General features: G+C 60.2%; 21 protein-coding genes and 1 tRNA gene. 5 read left to right on the forward strand and 17 right to left on the reverse strand.

Features of this window, described 5'->3' with window-relative positions:
• Positions 1-17: 17 nt before the first annotated feature.
• The gene (locus VT84_RS03370) at positions 18-545 is read right to left on the reverse strand and encodes a phage terminase small subunit P27 family (RefSeq protein ID WP_082838505.1); all 528 of its coding nucleotides are present in this window, start codon (positions 543-545) and stop codon (positions 18-20) included.
• 12 nt (positions 546-557) lie between these two features.
• Positions 558-1,568: a hypothetical protein gene (locus VT84_RS03375; RefSeq protein WP_082838506.1), complete on the reverse strand. Its 1,011-nt coding sequence runs from the start codon at positions 1,566-1,568 to the stop codon at positions 558-560.
• A 659-nt stretch (positions 1,569-2,227) separates the two neighbouring features.
• Between VT84_RS03375 and VT84_RS03380 the strand changes: the two genes are divergently transcribed.
• The 3 genes from VT84_RS03380 to VT84_RS03390 all read left to right on the forward strand — a co-directional run bounded on the left by VT84_RS03380 (position 2,228) and on the right by VT84_RS03390 (position 4,009).
• The gene (locus VT84_RS03380; RefSeq protein ID WP_082838507.1) at positions 2,228-2,542 is read left to right on the forward strand and encodes a hypothetical protein; all 315 of its coding nucleotides are present in this window, start codon (positions 2,228-2,230) and stop codon (positions 2,540-2,542) included.
• Between the two features lie 562 nt (positions 2,543-3,104).
• The gene (locus VT84_RS03385) at positions 3,105-3,578 is read left to right on the forward strand and encodes a hypothetical protein (protein WP_082838508.1); all 474 of its coding nucleotides are present in this window, start codon (positions 3,105-3,107) and stop codon (positions 3,576-3,578) included.
• Between the two features lie 56 nt (positions 3,579-3,634).
• On the forward strand, positions 3,635-4,009 hold the full coding sequence (locus VT84_RS03390; protein ID WP_082838509.1) for a helix-turn-helix domain-containing protein: 375 nt from the start codon (positions 3,635-3,637) through the stop codon (positions 4,007-4,009).
• A gap of 455 nt (positions 4,010-4,464) precedes the next feature.
• Here the strand turns inward: VT84_RS03390 and VT84_RS03395 are convergent, their stop codons facing one another.
• From VT84_RS03395 to VT84_RS03450, 13 genes are all read right to left on the reverse strand, one after another.
• On the reverse strand, positions 4,465-4,677 hold the full coding sequence (locus VT84_RS03395) for a hypothetical protein (protein ID WP_082838510.1): 213 nt from the start codon (positions 4,675-4,677) through the stop codon (positions 4,465-4,467).
• An 83-nt stretch (positions 4,678-4,760) separates the two neighbouring features.
• The gene (locus VT84_RS38045; RefSeq protein ID WP_157469155.1) at positions 4,761-4,922 is read right to left on the reverse strand and encodes a hypothetical protein; all 162 of its coding nucleotides are present in this window, start codon (positions 4,920-4,922) and stop codon (positions 4,761-4,763) included.
• Entirely contained in the window at positions 4,919-5,185 is a 267-nt protein-coding gene (locus tag VT84_RS03400) for an HNH endonuclease (RefSeq protein WP_239465897.1), read from the reverse strand. The genes VT84_RS38045 and VT84_RS03400 overlap by 4 nt, the downstream gene beginning before the upstream one ends.
• Before the next feature lie 253 nt (positions 5,186-5,438).
• Positions 5,439-5,948 carry a sigma-70 family RNA polymerase sigma factor gene (locus VT84_RS03405; protein ID WP_082838512.1) on the reverse strand — a complete coding sequence of 170 codons (510 nt, stop codon included), beginning with the start codon at positions 5,946-5,948 and terminating at the stop codon, positions 5,439-5,441.
• 2 nt (positions 5,949-5,950) lie between these two features.
• Positions 5,951-6,304, reverse strand: coding sequence for a DUF1064 domain-containing protein (locus tag VT84_RS03410; protein ID WP_082838513.1), 354 nt, complete (start codon positions 6,302-6,304; stop codon positions 5,951-5,953).
• Positions 6,255-7,274, reverse strand: a complete 1,020-nt coding sequence (locus tag VT84_RS03415; protein ID WP_082838514.1) for a hypothetical protein — start codon at positions 7,272-7,274, stop codon at positions 6,255-6,257. Before VT84_RS03415 ends, VT84_RS03410 begins: the two co-directional genes overlap by 50 nt.
• Before the next feature lie 130 nt (positions 7,275-7,404).
• On the reverse strand, positions 7,405-8,160 hold the full coding sequence (locus tag VT84_RS03420) for a hypothetical protein (protein WP_157469156.1): 756 nt from the start codon (positions 8,158-8,160) through the stop codon (positions 7,405-7,407).
• A gap of 157 nt (positions 8,161-8,317) precedes the next feature.
• Complete coding sequence (locus tag VT84_RS39925) at positions 8,318-9,136, reverse strand: hypothetical protein (RefSeq protein ID WP_204249710.1); 819 nt, start codon at positions 9,134-9,136, stop codon at positions 8,318-8,320.
• Positions 9,137-9,288: 152 nt separating this feature from the next.
• Positions 9,289-10,215, reverse strand: coding sequence for a ParB N-terminal domain-containing protein (locus VT84_RS03430; protein ID WP_162271574.1), 927 nt, complete (start codon positions 10,213-10,215; stop codon positions 9,289-9,291).
• A gap of 49 nt (positions 10,216-10,264) precedes the next feature.
• Positions 10,265-11,161: a DUF6551 family protein gene (locus tag VT84_RS03435; RefSeq protein WP_082838518.1), complete on the reverse strand. Its 897-nt coding sequence runs from the start codon at positions 11,159-11,161 to the stop codon at positions 10,265-10,267.
• Positions 11,162-11,236: 75 nt separating this feature from the next.
• Positions 11,237-12,319: a phage recombination protein Bet gene (gene bet, locus VT84_RS03440; RefSeq protein WP_082838519.1), complete on the reverse strand. Its 1,083-nt coding sequence runs from the start codon at positions 12,317-12,319 to the stop codon at positions 11,237-11,239.
• A gap of 40 nt (positions 12,320-12,359) precedes the next feature.
• Positions 12,360-12,707 (reverse strand): hypothetical protein, encoded by a 348-nt coding sequence (locus tag VT84_RS03445; protein ID WP_082838520.1) that lies wholly within the window; start codon positions 12,705-12,707, stop codon positions 12,360-12,362.
• Between the two features lie 45 nt (positions 12,708-12,752).
• A complete protein-coding gene (locus VT84_RS03450) occupies positions 12,753-13,034 on the reverse strand; it encodes a hypothetical protein (RefSeq protein WP_082838521.1) in 282 nt (93 codons plus the stop codon).
• A gap of 856 nt (positions 13,035-13,890) precedes the next feature.
• Here VT84_RS03450 and VT84_RS03455 point away from each other — a divergent pair.
• Entirely contained in the window at positions 13,891-14,283 is a 393-nt protein-coding gene (locus VT84_RS03455) for a hypothetical protein (RefSeq protein ID WP_082838522.1), read from the forward strand.
• Here VT84_RS03455 and VT84_RS03460 read toward each other — a convergent pair.
• Positions 14,280-14,537 carry a helix-turn-helix domain-containing protein gene (locus VT84_RS03460; protein ID WP_082838523.1) on the reverse strand — a complete coding sequence of 86 codons (258 nt, stop codon included), beginning with the start codon at positions 14,535-14,537 and terminating at the stop codon, positions 14,280-14,282. The two genes, VT84_RS03455 and VT84_RS03460, sit on opposite strands and share 4 nt — an antisense overlap.
• A 56-nt stretch (positions 14,538-14,593) precedes the next feature.
• Positions 14,594-15,823, reverse strand: a complete 1,230-nt coding sequence (locus VT84_RS03465) for a tyrosine-type recombinase/integrase (protein WP_082838524.1) — start codon at positions 15,821-15,823, stop codon at positions 14,594-14,596.
• A 167-nt stretch (positions 15,824-15,990) separates the two neighbouring features.
• On the opposite strand from VT84_RS03465, the gene VT84_RS03470 reads away from it, so the two are divergent.
• Positions 15,991-16,077 (forward strand) — tRNA-Ser (locus tag VT84_RS03470).
• The last annotated feature ends 362 nt before the right edge of the window (positions 16,078-16,439 follow it).

Genomic DNA, 16,439 nt, shown 5'->3' on the forward strand with positions numbered 1-16,439 from the left:
AGTTGGCGCCCATAGGATCAGCCCCCATTTCGCGCCGCCTGGATGCGGTCGCGGATTGCCGCAACTTTGTTATCCGGGGCGGACTCCACTTGCGCCGCGTCCCCTTCCAGTCGAGAACGCGCGGACGGATTAAGCCCCAGAGCCGAACCCAACTTTTCGATGCGCCGCGACGCATCTGCTTGGAGCTTCACGGCCGGATGCTCCACGAACCGAGAACCGAGAACGGCGCCCTTCGAGTTCTGCACGGGCTGTTCGACCCAGCGCCCGTGACGGTTGATCGCGTCCCGCGCCGCGAGCAGGTCCGCGACCGCGAGACAGTACGCCGCGAGAATGCCGCGATCAGTCACGGCCAGCGTTCCCGCCTCCGTCAACGCGGCAACTTGCCAATCCCATTCGGCCGCTGCTTCGCCGGTCAGTTCCGGCGGGCGAACGGGTGCGCCCTTGCGGATGCGCCCGCTGCGCGACCGTTGCACCGGCCGCTTGCCGGGATTACCGGCGAGCAGCTTCAGTGCGGGATTCTTCGGTTTCGGGCCACGCGCACCCATGATTCACTCCGCTTACTGCTCCGATGTGACGACGCGCAGCGCGTCAATGTCCACCTCGAACACGTCGGCTGCGCTGGACTTTTCGAGGTGCGCAAGCGCGAACAGTGGGCCGGTTGCGTTATCGAGCCGGAACGTCGTCCCGCTCAGCACTTGCACGCCGTTCACGTACAGCTTCACGTTCGTGAGGTCGCGCCCGTCGATTTGGAGCAATACCCGGTTCGCGACTGCCGAACCAACCGCGAAGTCAACCGTTGTGTCCGTGATCGCGACTGTGGTTGTCCCGTCACGACTCGCCGCGCGGACATCCAGTGCCGCGCCGTCGATGTGGAAGAAAGCGGCTTGTGTAATCGCGTCCGCATCGCTGGCGTGAGTCCCGTTCGCGACACCGATGTTGAGGTCCGGCGCCGCACCCGCGCTGTTCGAGACAACGCGGATCATCGCTTCGAGAATCCACTTGGCGCCCGGTGTCATTCCATCCACAGAGAGGAGATCAACCTTTTGCGCTTCGGTCGTCGAACTGAGCAGGAGTTTCACCGCACTCCCGATCGACAGCGCGCGCCCAAACCCGCCGGCCGCCGGTGTGCCAACCGTCGTGGACAGCGCCGGGCCATGAACGGCGTCAATCTTGTAGCGCGGGCGCTTGTTCAGATCGACTACCGCTGACGTTTGGAGCGAACTTGCGTCATCGACCACAACGCCCGCCGCGAAGTCGCGATCGTTCACCGGGAGATTAGTTAGCGCGTTCGCGGAGTGGTCCCAGAACGCTTCCTGTCCGGCGAGCAACACAATGCCCGTTTGTTTCTGCACCGTGGCTTTCCCGCTCGTGCGAAAGTTCTCCGAGTACGCGCCGGCCGCGAGCGGATCTTTGGAATCAAGAAACGCGGCCTCGCCGGTCGGCAACTGGATGAGTTGACCACCGGCGAGCGTGTTCACGGTTTTGAGCAGCGACGTTTCAGCGGAGCGCGTGTAGGTTGCTTCAGCCATTTGGCCCCCGAAGATGTTCGCGGCGACGCGCCGAGTCATCGGGAATGTGTCGTGTTCAGGGCGCGGATGTCCTGAACACGACAACACAAAATTCAAAGAGCCGCGGCACCCGCGTAGAATGCCGCGAATAGCGAACCTAAACAGTGAGCTAAGTGTCCATAACTGATTCAAGTAGGAATTCAGGAGGGGCGGATGAGAATGATTACGACCTGGAGGGCCGCGCGAGGCAGCAGGGTGTCGCCAGCGGGTGCGCACGTCGGAACGCGGACGTTGTTAAGGGGCCAGCTTCAGCATCCGACAGCGGAACAGATTGGGACGCAAACTCTTACGCAAACAGCCGCCGAGACGAGGCCGCGCCTCCAGTCCCGTTCTCTCGCTAGCTATCGCATTCGACTGCGCTCACGTGCGCGGGCGCGAACGCGGGTGCGAACGGGCCTAATGTTTCACACGGTAAGCGGTTATCCGGTGGGTCGCGGGGCCGCCTACGAACCGGACGACACGGTTCGTCCGGATGCGCCATGAACCCTCCGCGCCTTGACGCCTGTCAGGGGCATCAAAGAACTAAACCACTAAACCCGTCAAAAAGCCAACGGACATCGCGATAGCGAAATGCTAGCTGTAATATCCTTTTGACTGTTGTTGGCAATTTAAGAAGCACTTCCGCTTCGTTGCCTTCTTTGCAGTCAGGAGGACGACCAATGGACGCTGAGAAGCGCCGAATTCTTGTGAACGGTTTCAGCGGGCACAGTCCAAAGGAGAACGGGAGCGGTGGATTTTGGTTAGAGTTCGTTCCACGCGAACCCCAGCAGTCGATTTGGCCGGGTGGAACTGAGCGCCCGGTTGCGCACTGGAAAGCACGTGTTGATATCGACGTCGATTCCGCTGGCGAGCTTAAGGTCCGAGATCATCAGGAGATCGACCCCAAGATTAAGGGGCTGACCCGAGAGGATTATGAGGCTTTCGCGTTAGAGCGAGTTGCCGAGTTTCTTAAAGGATCGTCGGACGCGACGTAGACATTTCGCCGCAACAGCTCGTCAGCGAACCACGGGCCGTGGAATTGCTCCTCGGCCCGCGCTCGTTATCCCACGCTTTTCTGCGGCACTTCTTCCCACACCCGCGTGCCTGTTGTGCGAACTCGCCTTCGGACGCCTGGGAGCCGGTGAAGGGTGATCGGCCCGTGTACGTGCACTGGTGCGATATGGAGGCATGCACCGCTTTGCCATTTGCGATAAAAACGGGGAGGTTGAACCCCTCGTTTCACATGGTGGTTAGAACGACGACCTGCGATCGAGCAACGCAGCTATGGATAGGGCAGGAGTGACCGAACGCACTTTGGTCAACAAATACCAAGACGCGAACCAAGTAGCGCGGGTGCCCGGGAGACGGGTTCGGGCAACCCGAACCCGCAGGGCCGCTCTAGCGTCTTTTCGGTCGCGCCTTGATCCCGGAGATGGCGATCGAGTCAGAACCGGAGCGCTTTGATTCGATCAAGTTTCACCTTGAAAGGTACTAACAGATAGTATACATTTCCCCTGCCACTCTTGGAACCGTTCGAGTGGACAGGAAGGGCCGCTTATGGCACAAAAGCGTTCCGCGAAACGAACGGAGGCGGTTCTTAAATACCCGCCCCACTGGTTCAGTCCGGAAGACCTTTTACTCTTTATCGAGCTACCTCACTTCTCACGGCGCTGGGAAGAGTTGGGGCTTGATGATAGTGACAAGTCCTTTCTCCAAGCGCTGATTATGCTCAGCCCGAAGGGGAATCCGGTGATCCGGGAGACAGGTGGTCTCCGTAAAATGCGATGCGGGCGGAATGAGAAGGGAAAGAGTGCCGGCTTTCGCGTTTGCTACGTCTACTTCGAGGAGTTCGCAACAGTTCTGTTGGTCTTGATCTACCCGAAGAACGAAATGGATACGCTTCCGCCCAAGTCCAAGCAAGCGATTCGCAAGCTCATTGCTGAAGCTCATAAGGAATTGGCGAGCCGGCCGTATCGAGCGGGACCACGTTCGGAGGAAGAGTGTGAAACGGATGATGGCGCGGAACGCTAAGGGGAGCTAGCGTGAACGAAAGGAAGAAGAGTCGGAAAGAAATTAGGAGGGGTGCCGTGGGGAAAACTAAACACACTATTGCGGATGAAATTGTAGAGGGGCTTACCGAATTTGTTTCGGCTCTCAAAGCGGGAAATAACCTCGGCAAGCAGTTCACCTGCCGAAAAGTCGTTCTCGATCTGCGCCCCGAGTCGTACACCCCGGAAAAGGTTAAGGCGACGCGCCAAGCCCTTTGCGTCAGCCAGCCCCTTTTTGCCAAGTTTCTTGGGGTTTCAGTCAAGACCGTCCGCCACTGGGAGCAGGGGCTCAGTGAGCCCAATAAGATGGCGTGCCGGTTCATGGATGAGATCCGCCGCGACCCCACGCATTATTTGGAGAGGCTGAAAGAAGCAACGCACTCCAAGAAGAACCCGACTGACGTCATTGCTTAGAAACGGATTGGACTATGAACAGAGCGAGCCAGGGCGCCCTGGCTCGCTCTGTTCATTTCTTGCGATTGAGTTCACACGTGCGGACATCGCCGCAGCCGTTGCCCGCACGCGGTCGAACAGAATCGGTTCTTCCGCTTCACCCCCTTGAACCCAGTCCCGCACCCCTCGCACAAGAGCGCGGAACACTCACCCCGGCGCCGGTCACTGTCGCGCTTGTGCCCCGCAGCTCAACGGCACGAGTGTGAACAGTAGGTCGGGAGGGGGCCGCGAGCGGGAACACGGACGATCGGGCGGGCGCACCGGGCACACGCGCGGTTTTCGACCGAACGACTCACGATCCCCCCCTCCCATGCCTCTGGATACTTGCGCGAGTTTTTGCGTCAGGGCGGAAGGGTCTTCCGGACCTCACCTCAGAGAATCCGGAGGGGTATCCCGCCCCGACACTTTGACGGATGTCACTTAGCTAAATGTCGAATCTTCTCGTCGAGTCGGGCCGCTTCGCTCCGGAGCTTCACCATTCGCCGATTGTCACGTCGTGTTGCTGCCGCGAGCGCACGCCGCGCCTTCCGGTTCGAGCCGTACTCGTTCTTCAACTCCCGTTCGGCCGCTGCCACTGTTGCGAGCGCTTGCACCGCCAGTGCCGATGCTCGATCGTTGCGCGATTCCATTGGTTCACCACCGGGATAAGAGCCAGATGAGGAAGATGGTGTCAGCGATCACTTTCGCCGACACCACGCCGCGGATGAGCAGATCAGAGCAGGAAGTAGAACACGAGGAACAGGAAGATTGCCCAGACGCCGAGACAGGTTGCGAGTTGGACACCCTCTTTAAGAGCGACTCGGTGAGGGTTCCGCACTCCACCATCGCTATCACCGTCGTCGGGGGGAAGGGGCATCATCGCTACTGCACTCATGTGGTCGCCTTTCTGTGGCCCAACCCGCCGTCTTCGCGGGCGGTCTTCTTGGAGTGACAGGACTTGCAGAGCGCGCGCAGGTTCGTGAGGTCGTGACCACGTTCACCGAGCGGACCTTTGCCGTCGATGTGGTCGACCTCTCCCGCCGCGCTCACAATCCCGATGATTTCGCAGTCTTCGCAGAACGGATGTTGCGACAGCTTCAGCAGCCGCGTTCGCTGCCAACGCCGGTCGTATCCACGTTTCGCCGCGCTGGGGCGCATGCCGTCCACAGTCGCGGATTTGGGTCGGGTGTTCAGGACAGGGAAGCGTGAAGGCATAATGCAAACAGCCTTTCCCGCTCACACCTCCGACGTCCTATTCTGACCCGATTCGGATTGTTGGTCCCGGAGAACAGCACCCGTGGCACAGTCCCGTTCTGATGCTCTCTTCTGTCCAGATGAACGCCGGACACCGCGAACAAGCGGGCTGTTCGGTGGCAACCCGCTCCTCAACCTTCGATTCCATCTGAAGCCCTCACCACCCCGCGGACAGGCGCTTTTCCCCGTTCCCGCGTGACGGCTTGAGACGTCCGGGGGAAAGCAGTTCTGCCGCGCGGTGCAACTTGCGGTTTACCGTGTCGTGGCTCTGACCGGTGAGCAGGCTGATTTCACGACAGGTGTAAGCGTCCACCATGTAGAGCCGGACGACGAACGCGATGTCGTCGGGAAGCTCCTCGATCATCATGGGCTTGGTCGGCTTCTCCCGGCGGCCCTCGACCTGCTCCGGCAGTCCACCAAAGCCGGGCCGATTGTTCTTCTTCAATTTGTGACGGTGCAAGGCGCGCCCGAACCAGCGCCGAACGGCCGACTTCGCGAGCGCGATGAACGTGGTCGCGTTCTTGCAGTTGGTGCGCGCCCACATGAGCGCGTCGGTTGCCGCGTCGATCAAGACTTCCTCGACCTCGCTGCTACCGCGTGCGCGCTTCCGCGCGTACCCCATCGACCAATCGCACGCCGCCTTCATGTCTGGTTCGGGAATGTTCACTGTCACACCTCGTTGATTTCCACACCCAGCGCCGCGAGCAGTTTCTTTTTGAGCCGATACACGGGCAGCTTGCGCGTGAACGCTGATTTCACATCCTCGACCACGCGCCGGCCGCCCGCGATGTACACGAAGTCCGCGACGTATGCACAGACCCGCGTACCGTTAACGATGATGGGTATTCGGACTTGGCGCCGGAGCGCGACTATTGCTCCGGCCGCCTCTCGCGTTCTCAGTTCGCCCCACCGCGCCGCTTCCTTGCGCGAATCGAACTGAACGCCGTCAACCTCACACTTCGAGTTGCGGTACTTAGAACGGGATCTCGTTTCCGACTGAGGCGGGCGGATTGAACTCCGCATCACCGGGGGAGGCGAGACCTTGCGGGCCGAACGCTTCGCTGGGACTGACGACGCCAGCACTATCGCTTCCAGTTCCGGCGGTAGTCTCATCCCCACGGATCAGCCCTCGTTCCCGCGCGAACTCTTTGTCGCCGCCCGCGTTCCACCATGACCAGAATCGCATTTCCGCTTCGCTGATCCGATCCGCGCCCGCCTCGCCGATTCCCTTGATGTCCGCGTACTTCCGCGAGTACCCGTTCGCGGTCGGAGTCGAGAAGTTCGAGAGGTCGCCAACTGTGCGAATCGGCATCGGTTGAGACTCGCGCTTAACCCCGCCGGCCTCCAGCTTCTCGATGTCCTTGGCGCTGATCCCGAACCGATTCCAGCGAACAATCGGGTACTCGCGCCAAAGGCTCTCGGTCACGTCCACTTGAGGTTTCGCGCCTTTCTCTGCGTCCTGAAGATCCGCGATCGCCATTCGGATCGTCGCCACGTCGCCGAGCGCGAGGCCGTATGGGGCACCATCCGCCGAATTGAAACTGGTGATCTCATCCCAGAGAACGCCCAGGTTCGGAATCTGCTCGAAGCTCAGGTGAGCGAGAATCCCCTTATCCACGTTGAGTGAGTCAACCGGTAGCTCGCGCCACTTCTCCGGCGCCGGGATGAAGTCGAGGAGTGTTACTTCGGGGCGCTTACCTCGCATCTCTTCGCGGTCGCGGATCAGCTTGCGGAGATCGGAGATTCGCGCGTCGAGGATCTTCTTGGCTTCGGCCGCATCCGCTTTCAGCGTGTTCCACTCGCGTTCGCACGTGCCGACCTCCCGTTCGGCTTCCATCACGAGCTTGACCGTATCGGCGTCGTACTCGCTGAAGTCCGGCTCCGGCTCTGCCTGCTGTTGTGGTTCCGGTTCGGCCGCCACGGTAATTGACGCCTCAACGTGCGGGTTGCCGTCGTCGTGAAGCCGGTCGATTTCGTGCTGTTCGGGCTGCATGGTTCGTCGTCCTCGGTGGTAAGTTGGTGGCGTGAATCGCGGGGCGAGAGATCCGACCGGGCCGCTTTCAAGCCAGTCGTCGCGCAGCCGCCACCATCAGCCGCGCGTTCGCCATCTCCCGCCCCGTTTCTCAATCAGTCCTGAACAGGTCGCCGAGCTTCAGAGTTTCGGCAATGTTCACGACCGGTTGTTTCATGGCTTCCAATCGCGCGAGCGATTCGTTGTGCTTTGCTGCCTCTCCGACCATTCGCGATAGATCCGCGATGACGTCGGAAGCAAATTTGTGCCCGGCGCGCAGGTCGGGTTTGAGTAGCCGCGAGACGATTCTTTCGATGTCTTCTGGTGTGACTTTCTGTTCTTCGAGGTATACCCGTATCGTTGCGCAAATTGCAAGCGAACTGGCAAACAGATGCTCGTTGCACATCCAGAGCTTTGCGACAGCCTGCCGACACTCCTGCGGAACCGCCGTGAGCGGGTTGAAATCCTGTCGCCCCGCCAACGATTGCCAGTCGCTTCCGACTTTGGCCGGCGCCCGCGGCGCTTGCTTTTGAATCTCACTCCCCATTGTCTTCGTCCCCCCATCCGTAACGATCAAAACAGGTCGGGCAGTACGCTTCTGACTCGTTCGCGTCCCCTGCGAGGGAGCGCACCTTCCAGCCCTCTCTGCGGCCGACTGAGCTACTACGGCGTCGTCGCACGCAAAGCACTGAAGGGTTTGAGCGACGGGCTTAAGCACCCCATTCCGCTGGCGCCGCGGATACACGAGAACGGGCACATCGGGCGGGCCATCGTGAAACAGCGGAAGATCGAGAACGGCGCGCGCGGCGTAAGCGTCGAGCCGTTGAAGCAACTGCTCAGGGGTGAACACTTCGTTCGCCTTCTTCACGTTCGCGACGGGCGCGAGATTCGACCGCGTGGGAATCGGTGGCGATTCGGTGGTGATCTTTGCTTCACCCATCTCGTCCGCGTGCGCAATGAACGTGACGAACTTCCACGGCCGCCCGTGGACGGCGTGACTCTGTGCGATACTCGGCATTTGGGAATTACTCCGGGGGCTGTGACAGCGCTTCGGCCACTTGCGCGAGAACGCGAGACTCTCGCCGCCCCCCGTGGTCGAGACTGAAGAGGTTGGGTTGTCGAGAGGTCGCGGCCCGTCCGCTGTCCTGCGCTCGTCCGAGCCAAGAGCCGAGGAAGCGAGCCATGCCGGAATGCGTCTTGCACTTGCGCGGGTTGTCGATGAGCCACTGGCGCGCCTTACGGCACTCCGCGAGCACATCGACGCCGGGGAAGGCGTTCGACCATTCGGTGAGCTTGCTTTGAGTGAGACACCATTCCCGCGGACCGGAACCGGCACACGGGAACGTCATCACCGGCGGTTCGTCCGGCTCGCGAGTTGGCTTGTCCAACTCCGAGCAAGAGAACGAATCCGCACCCGAATACGAATCCGTACCCGAATACGAATCCGGTACATCTGTTTTCATCTGCTCGCAGGCGTTTACAGATGTAATTTGAGGCGCGGCCTTAGCGCCCTTGTCCGCCTGCCCCGGTCCCGGGAACTTGGACTCTTTCGCGCGAGGGGTGCCGAGCTTCTCGAACAGGATGTAGGGTTTGGAATCGACCGTGTAGAGGGAGATCAATCCGACCTTCTCGCACTCGGCGATCCAGCGGGTAATGTCTGCCTCGCGTACCGTGTCGAGTTTCAAAGCGTACAACCGGCCCCGGAGAACAGCAGGGCGCCCGTCGAATCGTCCGAAGTCGTCAACAACGCTCATGAGTCGCCGGTAGAAGACCTCTGCCGGGAGCGAGAGCGAATTAACGGCCGCGGAATCCAAGATCCCTTCGCGCAACAATCGGCTTGGCACTAGTTCCACTCCGACAAGTGCGCACGGTTCCCTAACGCCGTGCGCTTGCTGCTGACATCCACTGAAGAAAAGGGAAGGCCGCCGGCCGGGAGTCGAACCCGGCGAGACGTGCGATCGTCGCACGCCCCAGGCCGATCAGCGGTTGTCGATACCTAACTCTCGCATCCGGAATCCTCACCGATCAGGTTCGCGAGCGCGGCATTCAGTTGCCCATTCACCACGTCCAAAGTTCGGGTCTTTCGGCACTCGCTCGCCGCGTTCACCCACTTGATCGCTTCCATAACTAGTTTGCCCGCCGTAATGATCGACTGCCGCCGATCTTGCTCCCGATCTGCTACCGCCGGATCAGGCCGGGCGGGTTCAGCATCGCGTTGCGGGGCGGGCGGCTCGACGGCTTGCGGCGCGGCTTGCTGCCGCTCCTCGACGCGATCAGCTTCAACAACTCCACCGACTCGTGGAGCACTTCGAGTTGCTCTTTCTGGATCTGGTTTTGTTCCTCCAGCAACCGAACTCGGTTCTCCAGATCTTGCATCGCCCACATCGGCTTTGGCCTCCGGATTTGGCTTCTGCCGCTCCCGCAACGCGCGGTGTGCGGCATCGACCGACTTGGTATCCATCAGCGCGGGCAAGTCGCCGAACTTCTCCGGCTCTTTCCGCGCAGCCCCAGCAACCTGTTTCATCTTCTCGTAGGTCTTCCCGCTGACCCCGAGCGCCCCGGCCACCTTATCGCGAGTGTCACCGGCGGAACCTTCCGGTAATTTGCCGGAAGGTTTATCCGTGCGGGAGCCCTGCCGTTTCTTAGCCGCCGGACCTTCGAGGGCTTCGAGCTTAGCGCCGATCTCAATCATCTCCTCGTGAGTGAGTCTCTCTCGGCAGGTGTTCTCGTCGCGTTCGGCGAGCAGCGCCAGCGCCGCATCATCCAGGCTCCTGACCACCCGAACGGGAACTTTCTTCCACCCCATTGATTTGACCGCGGCCAACCGCCGGCGCCCCGCGATCAATTCGTTCCGAGTGTTAAGGACAACCGGGTGCAGTAGGCCAACCCTCTCGATCGAGCCGACCAAATGCAGGATGTTCAAGCCGTCCCGTGCGCTGGACGGGACGGTAATATCGGCCACGTTTCGAGTCTCACTCATGATCGGTGCCCGCGAGGAGTGAAGGGACTTTTCCAGACCGGCGCTTTTCGTTGATTAGCTTCGCGACGCCGGCCCCGTATGCCCTGCGCCCGCCGATGCCCAGACCGGCAGAAAGGTCGCGAATGGATTTGTCAATTGCGATGGAACCGGCCTTCAGAAGAATCTTCCGATTGTCAACGTCGTCGAGGCTGCGGGTCGCATCGCGCTTTTTCAACGCCCGCTCAAGTGTGAACAGACCCAGGAAGACGCGATCAAGGGGCTGCTGTCCGGCGTAGAGGTCAACGCAGAGCTTCCACGCGACGTAGGCCGCGCGCTCGTCCGCATCCACCGCGGAGTAGATCGCCCCGACGCACTGAACCGTCTTGTTCGCGGCACCTTTTGCGATCTTGTAGCCGCTACCCTCGACCATCTCTTTCATCGCGACCGCGACGGGGTCATTGGCAGCCATCAGCCCATTGAACTTGTCGAACATCTTGACCGCGCCACGGTCCATGTTGATCCCCAGGAAGCCTTCGGCTTCCTGCACGCGACTAAAGGCGTTGAACACCATGCACGGAACGCGGGGGATGTCGCTCCGTTTGAGCGCGGCCAACAGGCGGTGTTGACCGTCGATGCACCAGTAGGTTCCATCCTGCCTACGGATGACGGTAATGGTTCCGAATTTCACCCACGACAATTCGGCCGCGATCCGATTCACTCTTGCCTCGACAACGCTGTCGCGCTGGTAGGCGTGGTCGATCGAGATGAGTCGCTTATCCAGGTTCGTGAATCGGCCGGGCTTGTCGATAGTCTTCCAGTCGTATGCGTCCACCTTTTTGACAGTCCCGCCGCCGTTGGGGACCATGATTTCATCATCGAGCAGGGTCGACTGAACGCTCTTCGTGACCATGATTCAAGATCCTGTTTCTTGTTGCGGTGCAAGATGTCCCGCGGGTACACGCACCCGCGGGTTGTTCGGGAACGACTACTCGGCGTTGTCCGGCACATCCGCGAGCGAATCGAGCTTCGCCCGGAACGAGTTGCATGCCTTTTCGAGTTGGTCTTTGGTCATGTGTTCCGGCGCCGTGACGCACTCGTGAAGTTCGGCCGCGATTGCGTACTTCAGGAACACGTGCTCCGGCGTCGCCTTCGTCGCGGTCGCAACTCGCTTCACGAGGGTTTCGAGGTCTATCGCGCTGTTGAGGTCTGGCATGGCTTCGAGTTGCTTCACGGCCGCCTCGCGGTGCGTCTTGCTTACATCGCCCCACGGGGTTGTGGGCGTGTAAGCGGCCTTGAACTTCGTGTTCAACCCCTCGTAGATCCGCGCGAGGGTGAAGCCCTTCCGCATCCCTAGTTCTTTGATCGCTAGGGAATCGTTGAGCGGGTTGCCGAGCTTCTGTTGGCGCCGAACGCGATCGTCGGCCGACTCGGTTTGAGGGGCCGGCGCGGAGGTCTTCGCGGCCGGCAGTTGCGGCTGCTGCGCCGCGGGCGCGGGTTGCGATTGAGTCACGGGCGCATCCGGTTCGCCCGCTTGCGCCATCTCCTCTTCCGTGTAGAGTCCGGAGAGGTCAGCCGGGAACGCCTTGCGAAGCGCGAGCGCTTCGGCACACTTGGCGATTTGGTTCGCCGACATCTTCCCCCACATATGGGAGAGTTGCCCGTTGTAATACTCCGCGTACTCGGCGAACTTCGCGATACCCGTGAAGGCTCGCGAGCAGCCCTTGCGCCACACGATTACCTTCGCCGCGACGGGCGGACCTTGCTCAACCCAGACGTCCTTCCAGGCGCCATCCTTGCCGCACCAGAACGGCCCTTCCTGTCCGTCCAATTCGCCGGTCCGGACCGCGATCACGCGGAAGCCGTCGATACCCGTCTGGATGGTGAGCTTGCCTTTGCGCTTCATGCCGTAGATTTGCTTCGCGAACGGATCGAGCTTCGTTCGGTTGCACACGGCCGCGAACAGTTCCATCTCGTCGTTATTGAGGTCGGGGCAGAGCGTGCGCCGGAGGAGCGCGACCTTATCCCCCGTCAACGCGCTGTCTTCGATCCTCGCAACCGCCGTCGTCATTGGTGAATCCCTCGTGTCACTCGTGGGTTGGTTGGTTGAATCAGGCCGACATGGTGCGCGGGACGATCGCGCGCCCGTGTTTGATGCGTGCGATCACGAGCGTGAACACCGCGTTCTCCAACTTCGCGACTGCGGCGAGGAGATCGCGAGCGGAGTAGAGGAGGTCGCCGAACTCTCGGTTCGGGTTCGCGAGTTCAGCCTGAACCTTCTTGATCTCCGCGAAGATGCTTTGCACCTTGTCGCGCGAGTAGCCGCCGAGCAGTGTCAGCAGCGCCGATGCAACGCAGAGCCGCCGAGGGGCGAGCGAGAGCGCGAGGTCGATCATGAGTTCCGGCGCTGCCGCCAGTTCGCGAGGTTCGGCGCCGAGTTCTGGGAGTGGCTTATCCATTGGTTGAGTTCCCTGTTTGGTTGGTGCGGGCGTTTGAGTGCGGAGTTACACGACGGCGCTGGAAGTAGGCGCGTGCTGCTCGTCAATCGCGCGTGCAATGCCTGCGATCTGCGTGAGTTCTTCGGGATCGGTCGGGATGTAGCCGACCTGTTCCGCGAGTCTGCGCGTATCGTCGATGAGCGCGGGCGCCATGCGCCAAAGGTCCGCCGGCGCGAGCGCGGGGATTAGTTGACCCGGCTTGTCCGCCGGAATGAGCGTGATGCGTTTCAACAGGCGAACAGTGCGCTTGAGCAAATTGCGCACGGATTCCTTGAGAGATTCATCCATTGAGGATGCTCCTATTAATGCGTTGCGTGCTGAATGAAGCGGTGACGCTTTAAGTATCGTTGAGAATCTTAGAGATTCAATAAGAATCTTTAAGATTCATTAAGTTTCTGCCGAAGGTACGTTACCGGGAAAGCCATTGGCAGCTAGTTGACACCAATGAGGCGAGGTTTAAGATGTTGCGCACTATGGGGAAAAGGAAAAGTAAGGATGAGTTCCCGAATACGGTTTCGTATCGGCCTTCAGCGGAACTCATCGCAGCCGCGAACGCATTCAATCAAAGCCTCTCGCCACCAGAGCGGTACGAAGGCGCAGCACTCGTTGACAAAGCCGTAAGGAAGTTCCTTCGCGAGTCTGGGTACCCTCCGGCCGACGAACCAGACCAAATCAAGCTTCGTCAAGAGCAGTCGCCCACACAGCCCGATGATTCAACAGAAAGTCAGTAGAGCCGCATTTCCGGCCCGTCAACCGCACAGCGCAGGTCACAGCCTACCGCGTCGAGCTTTTCGTTGACTCGGTGAACGAGACTGTGAACGCTTCGGCGGGCCACTTCCGGCACATTCCACACATCTTGGCAAATCTCCGTAATGGGCGCAGATCCACCCTTGTTTGCGAGTAGGGCAAGGGCGCGATACACTGTCGCTCCAACATCGGCTTTTCGGCCATCGAAAACCAAACAGGCGGGAGCTTCGAGCGCGTAGGCAATGGCGGGCATGATTCGTCGCGAGCCTTCTAAACGGACGTTCAGTTGGATGAAGGAAGTATCACCCGTATGGCCTAAATTGTCAACTTAGTTGCCAAAAGTGGATGCGCCGGTAAAAGCGCGACATCCAGCGCAAACCGGCTCTGGGGTGTAGTGATGGGCCGGGCTGACCGCAAATCGAACAACTCGAAGGGCGCTAAGATTGCAAAGATGGTGTTAGTTTCTATCCTCCTGACGATTATTTCTGGGATCGCGATACCTCTTGCTGGAAATCCACTCTACGCAGCTATCTTCGTGCTGGTTATTGCTTGGTTCGCGGTTCCGGCCTACATCGGCAGCCAGATGGGTCGGGTGCGATCTATCGGCGCTGACGCGGGAGGGATTCTGGGGCTGCTCTTTGGCGTGATCGGGTTACTAATCCTTCTGCTCTATCCGGTTGTCGGCGATCGGGTTCACTGCCCGTATTGTGATGAGCTAATCAGCGCGGCGGCCAATGTGTGTAAGCACTGTCGCCACAAAGTTCTGGTGCAGCCCGACTTTGAAGACTAGCGCGAACCCACTTTGTAAAACTCGATTACGTCGGCGGGTGACTTCCGACGGCGTGGTGAAGGCGCTGGGGGTGGCGAAGGGGTGCGGGACTGCTCGAACGCTTCAAGTGCGGCTTGCGTGATGCGCCACCGCGCCTTTTGCCGCGCCGCCGTTCGGCCCACGTTGATAGCTTTCAAGTCGCCGTTTCTGATCCAACCCAAAACGGTATTCGCGGTCACCATGTAGCGCTTTTGCAGGTCTGCGACCGTGAACATGATTGATCCTCACTGGCGTGAGTCGATATGTACCCGGTCGCTTCACAAAAATCCAATCAGCTGGCAGCCGGCCACACCCACGCGCGGACGTGATCGGCCACGGCACGAAGCCGCACGTCGTCAATCCGTTCACGGTACGCGCTCGCCATTGAAGGATCGCTGTGTCCCATTACTATGTCGACCGCGACCTGATCCTTTGAGTCGCCGGCTATTGTCTCGAAGACGTGGCGCAACGAGTAAAAGCCGACTCGCGGGCGGTGTAAGCCGAGAGCGCGGATCAGGGTTGTGAACCGAACGCCGACCAGATCTTTTTTGTTGCCTCGCTCGGTTTGTTCAGCGAACGGTGTTCCCCGCATTGTGAGGAACGCGCGCCCAGCGTCCGCCGGACTTTTCGACTTCGGCCGCTCCGCGAATGCGGTCCGAAGTGCAGCAACTGTTTCAGGCCAGAGCGGACAGCGCCGAGCGATACCCGTCTTTGGGCGCGGAAAGTCGATCCATCCCGTATTGAGATTCACGGCGCCGGTTGGTAACTCGGCGCAGTCCGTATTACCAAACCCACAGTTCACGCCCAGAAGGATCATCGCACGAATGGTCGCGTCGGGCTTTACCACATCCGTCCCATCAATTAGAGAACGGACCTCGTTCGCCTCGAACATCTTCACCGGCATCTTCGCTTTGTGGCGTCGGAGAACGGATTTGTCCGGCTTCACGAACTCCGGCCCGTACCGAACGGGGCGCTCCATCGCGCCAGTTTCGTACCCGAATTTGAATACGCTCTTAACGCGCGTGATGCTGTTGCCGAGTCGGACCGGCCCCCATTTCTTTGCCATGCGCGCACGCAGATCCGCGAAGTCGTCGGCCGCGAGATCGTCGATGGGGCGGCCAGTGCCGAACGCCTCAGTAAGTAGGTCGGTAATCGTTCTGTAATCGGCGAACAAAACGGTACTCAACTCCCCCGCCTCGACCTTCCGGAGCTTCGCTGTGAGGAACCGGTTGCATAGGTCCGCAACGGTAAGTTCACCGTCCTTTCGCACCCGCGGCGTGCGGCCCGCGTGGAGGTCGTCTGCGACGCGCTTGTATTGCGCGAGCGCCTCTTTCCAGCCGTCGCCCTCGACCCGTGTGAGAACGCCGTCAACGAGTTGTCCCCACCGGCCGAAGTAATGGATCTTCCCGCGGATCTTCTTTTGCCACATCCCAGACCGGTGCGGGGACAGAGGGAAGTCCGCGTAAGGCTTCTTTGGGCTGACTGCTTTTCGGGACGCGCGCGAACCGCTAGACTGTGACATGCGTCACCTCTGCTTATAAGGGTTCAGGTGTCGCCGCTCGTGCCGGGTCGCATCCGTCACGGGCAACTCTACTACCGCGAATTAGCCTTCAGGTAGTACAAACGGTAGTATAGCGAAAATGGCCGAAACCGCGATGTGAGTAGAAAGGGCTGGAAATTCAAGCGTTTGGAAGGGTGGCAGAGTGGTCGATTGCACCGGTCTTGAAAACCGGCAACACCGAAAGGTGTTCCAGGGTTCGAATCCCTGCCCTTCCGCTGCAAATCTCAACGAGTAACTGCACGGCACGAACGAGATCAAATCGCATTCGGGTCGCTTCCGGTGTCGAACAGCACAGTTCGCTTGCCGGACTCACTCGGTGGGCGGTAGGTTTTAGAAACGAATCGGCGAGCCAGGTGCCGCGCTGTTGGGAACCCGGACGGGTTCACGTTCGTGCCACTTTCCGGGCCGTGCGGCGATAAGATCCCGGGCAATCAAAATGAGCGCGATTGGGTGCCCGTGACTGCCCGCCACATCAACACGAGCAATCCGGAGACAATAACTCACCGGCCGCGACTCCAAATGCGCGGCGACGGCACGCGGTGCGCAACGAGAAGCAGATTTGATCAGACTGCCCGGT

The organism is Gemmata sp. SH-PL17, assembly GCF_001610855.1.
Classification (GTDB): domain Bacteria; phylum Planctomycetota; class Planctomycetia; order Gemmatales; family Gemmataceae; genus Gemmata; species Gemmata massiliana.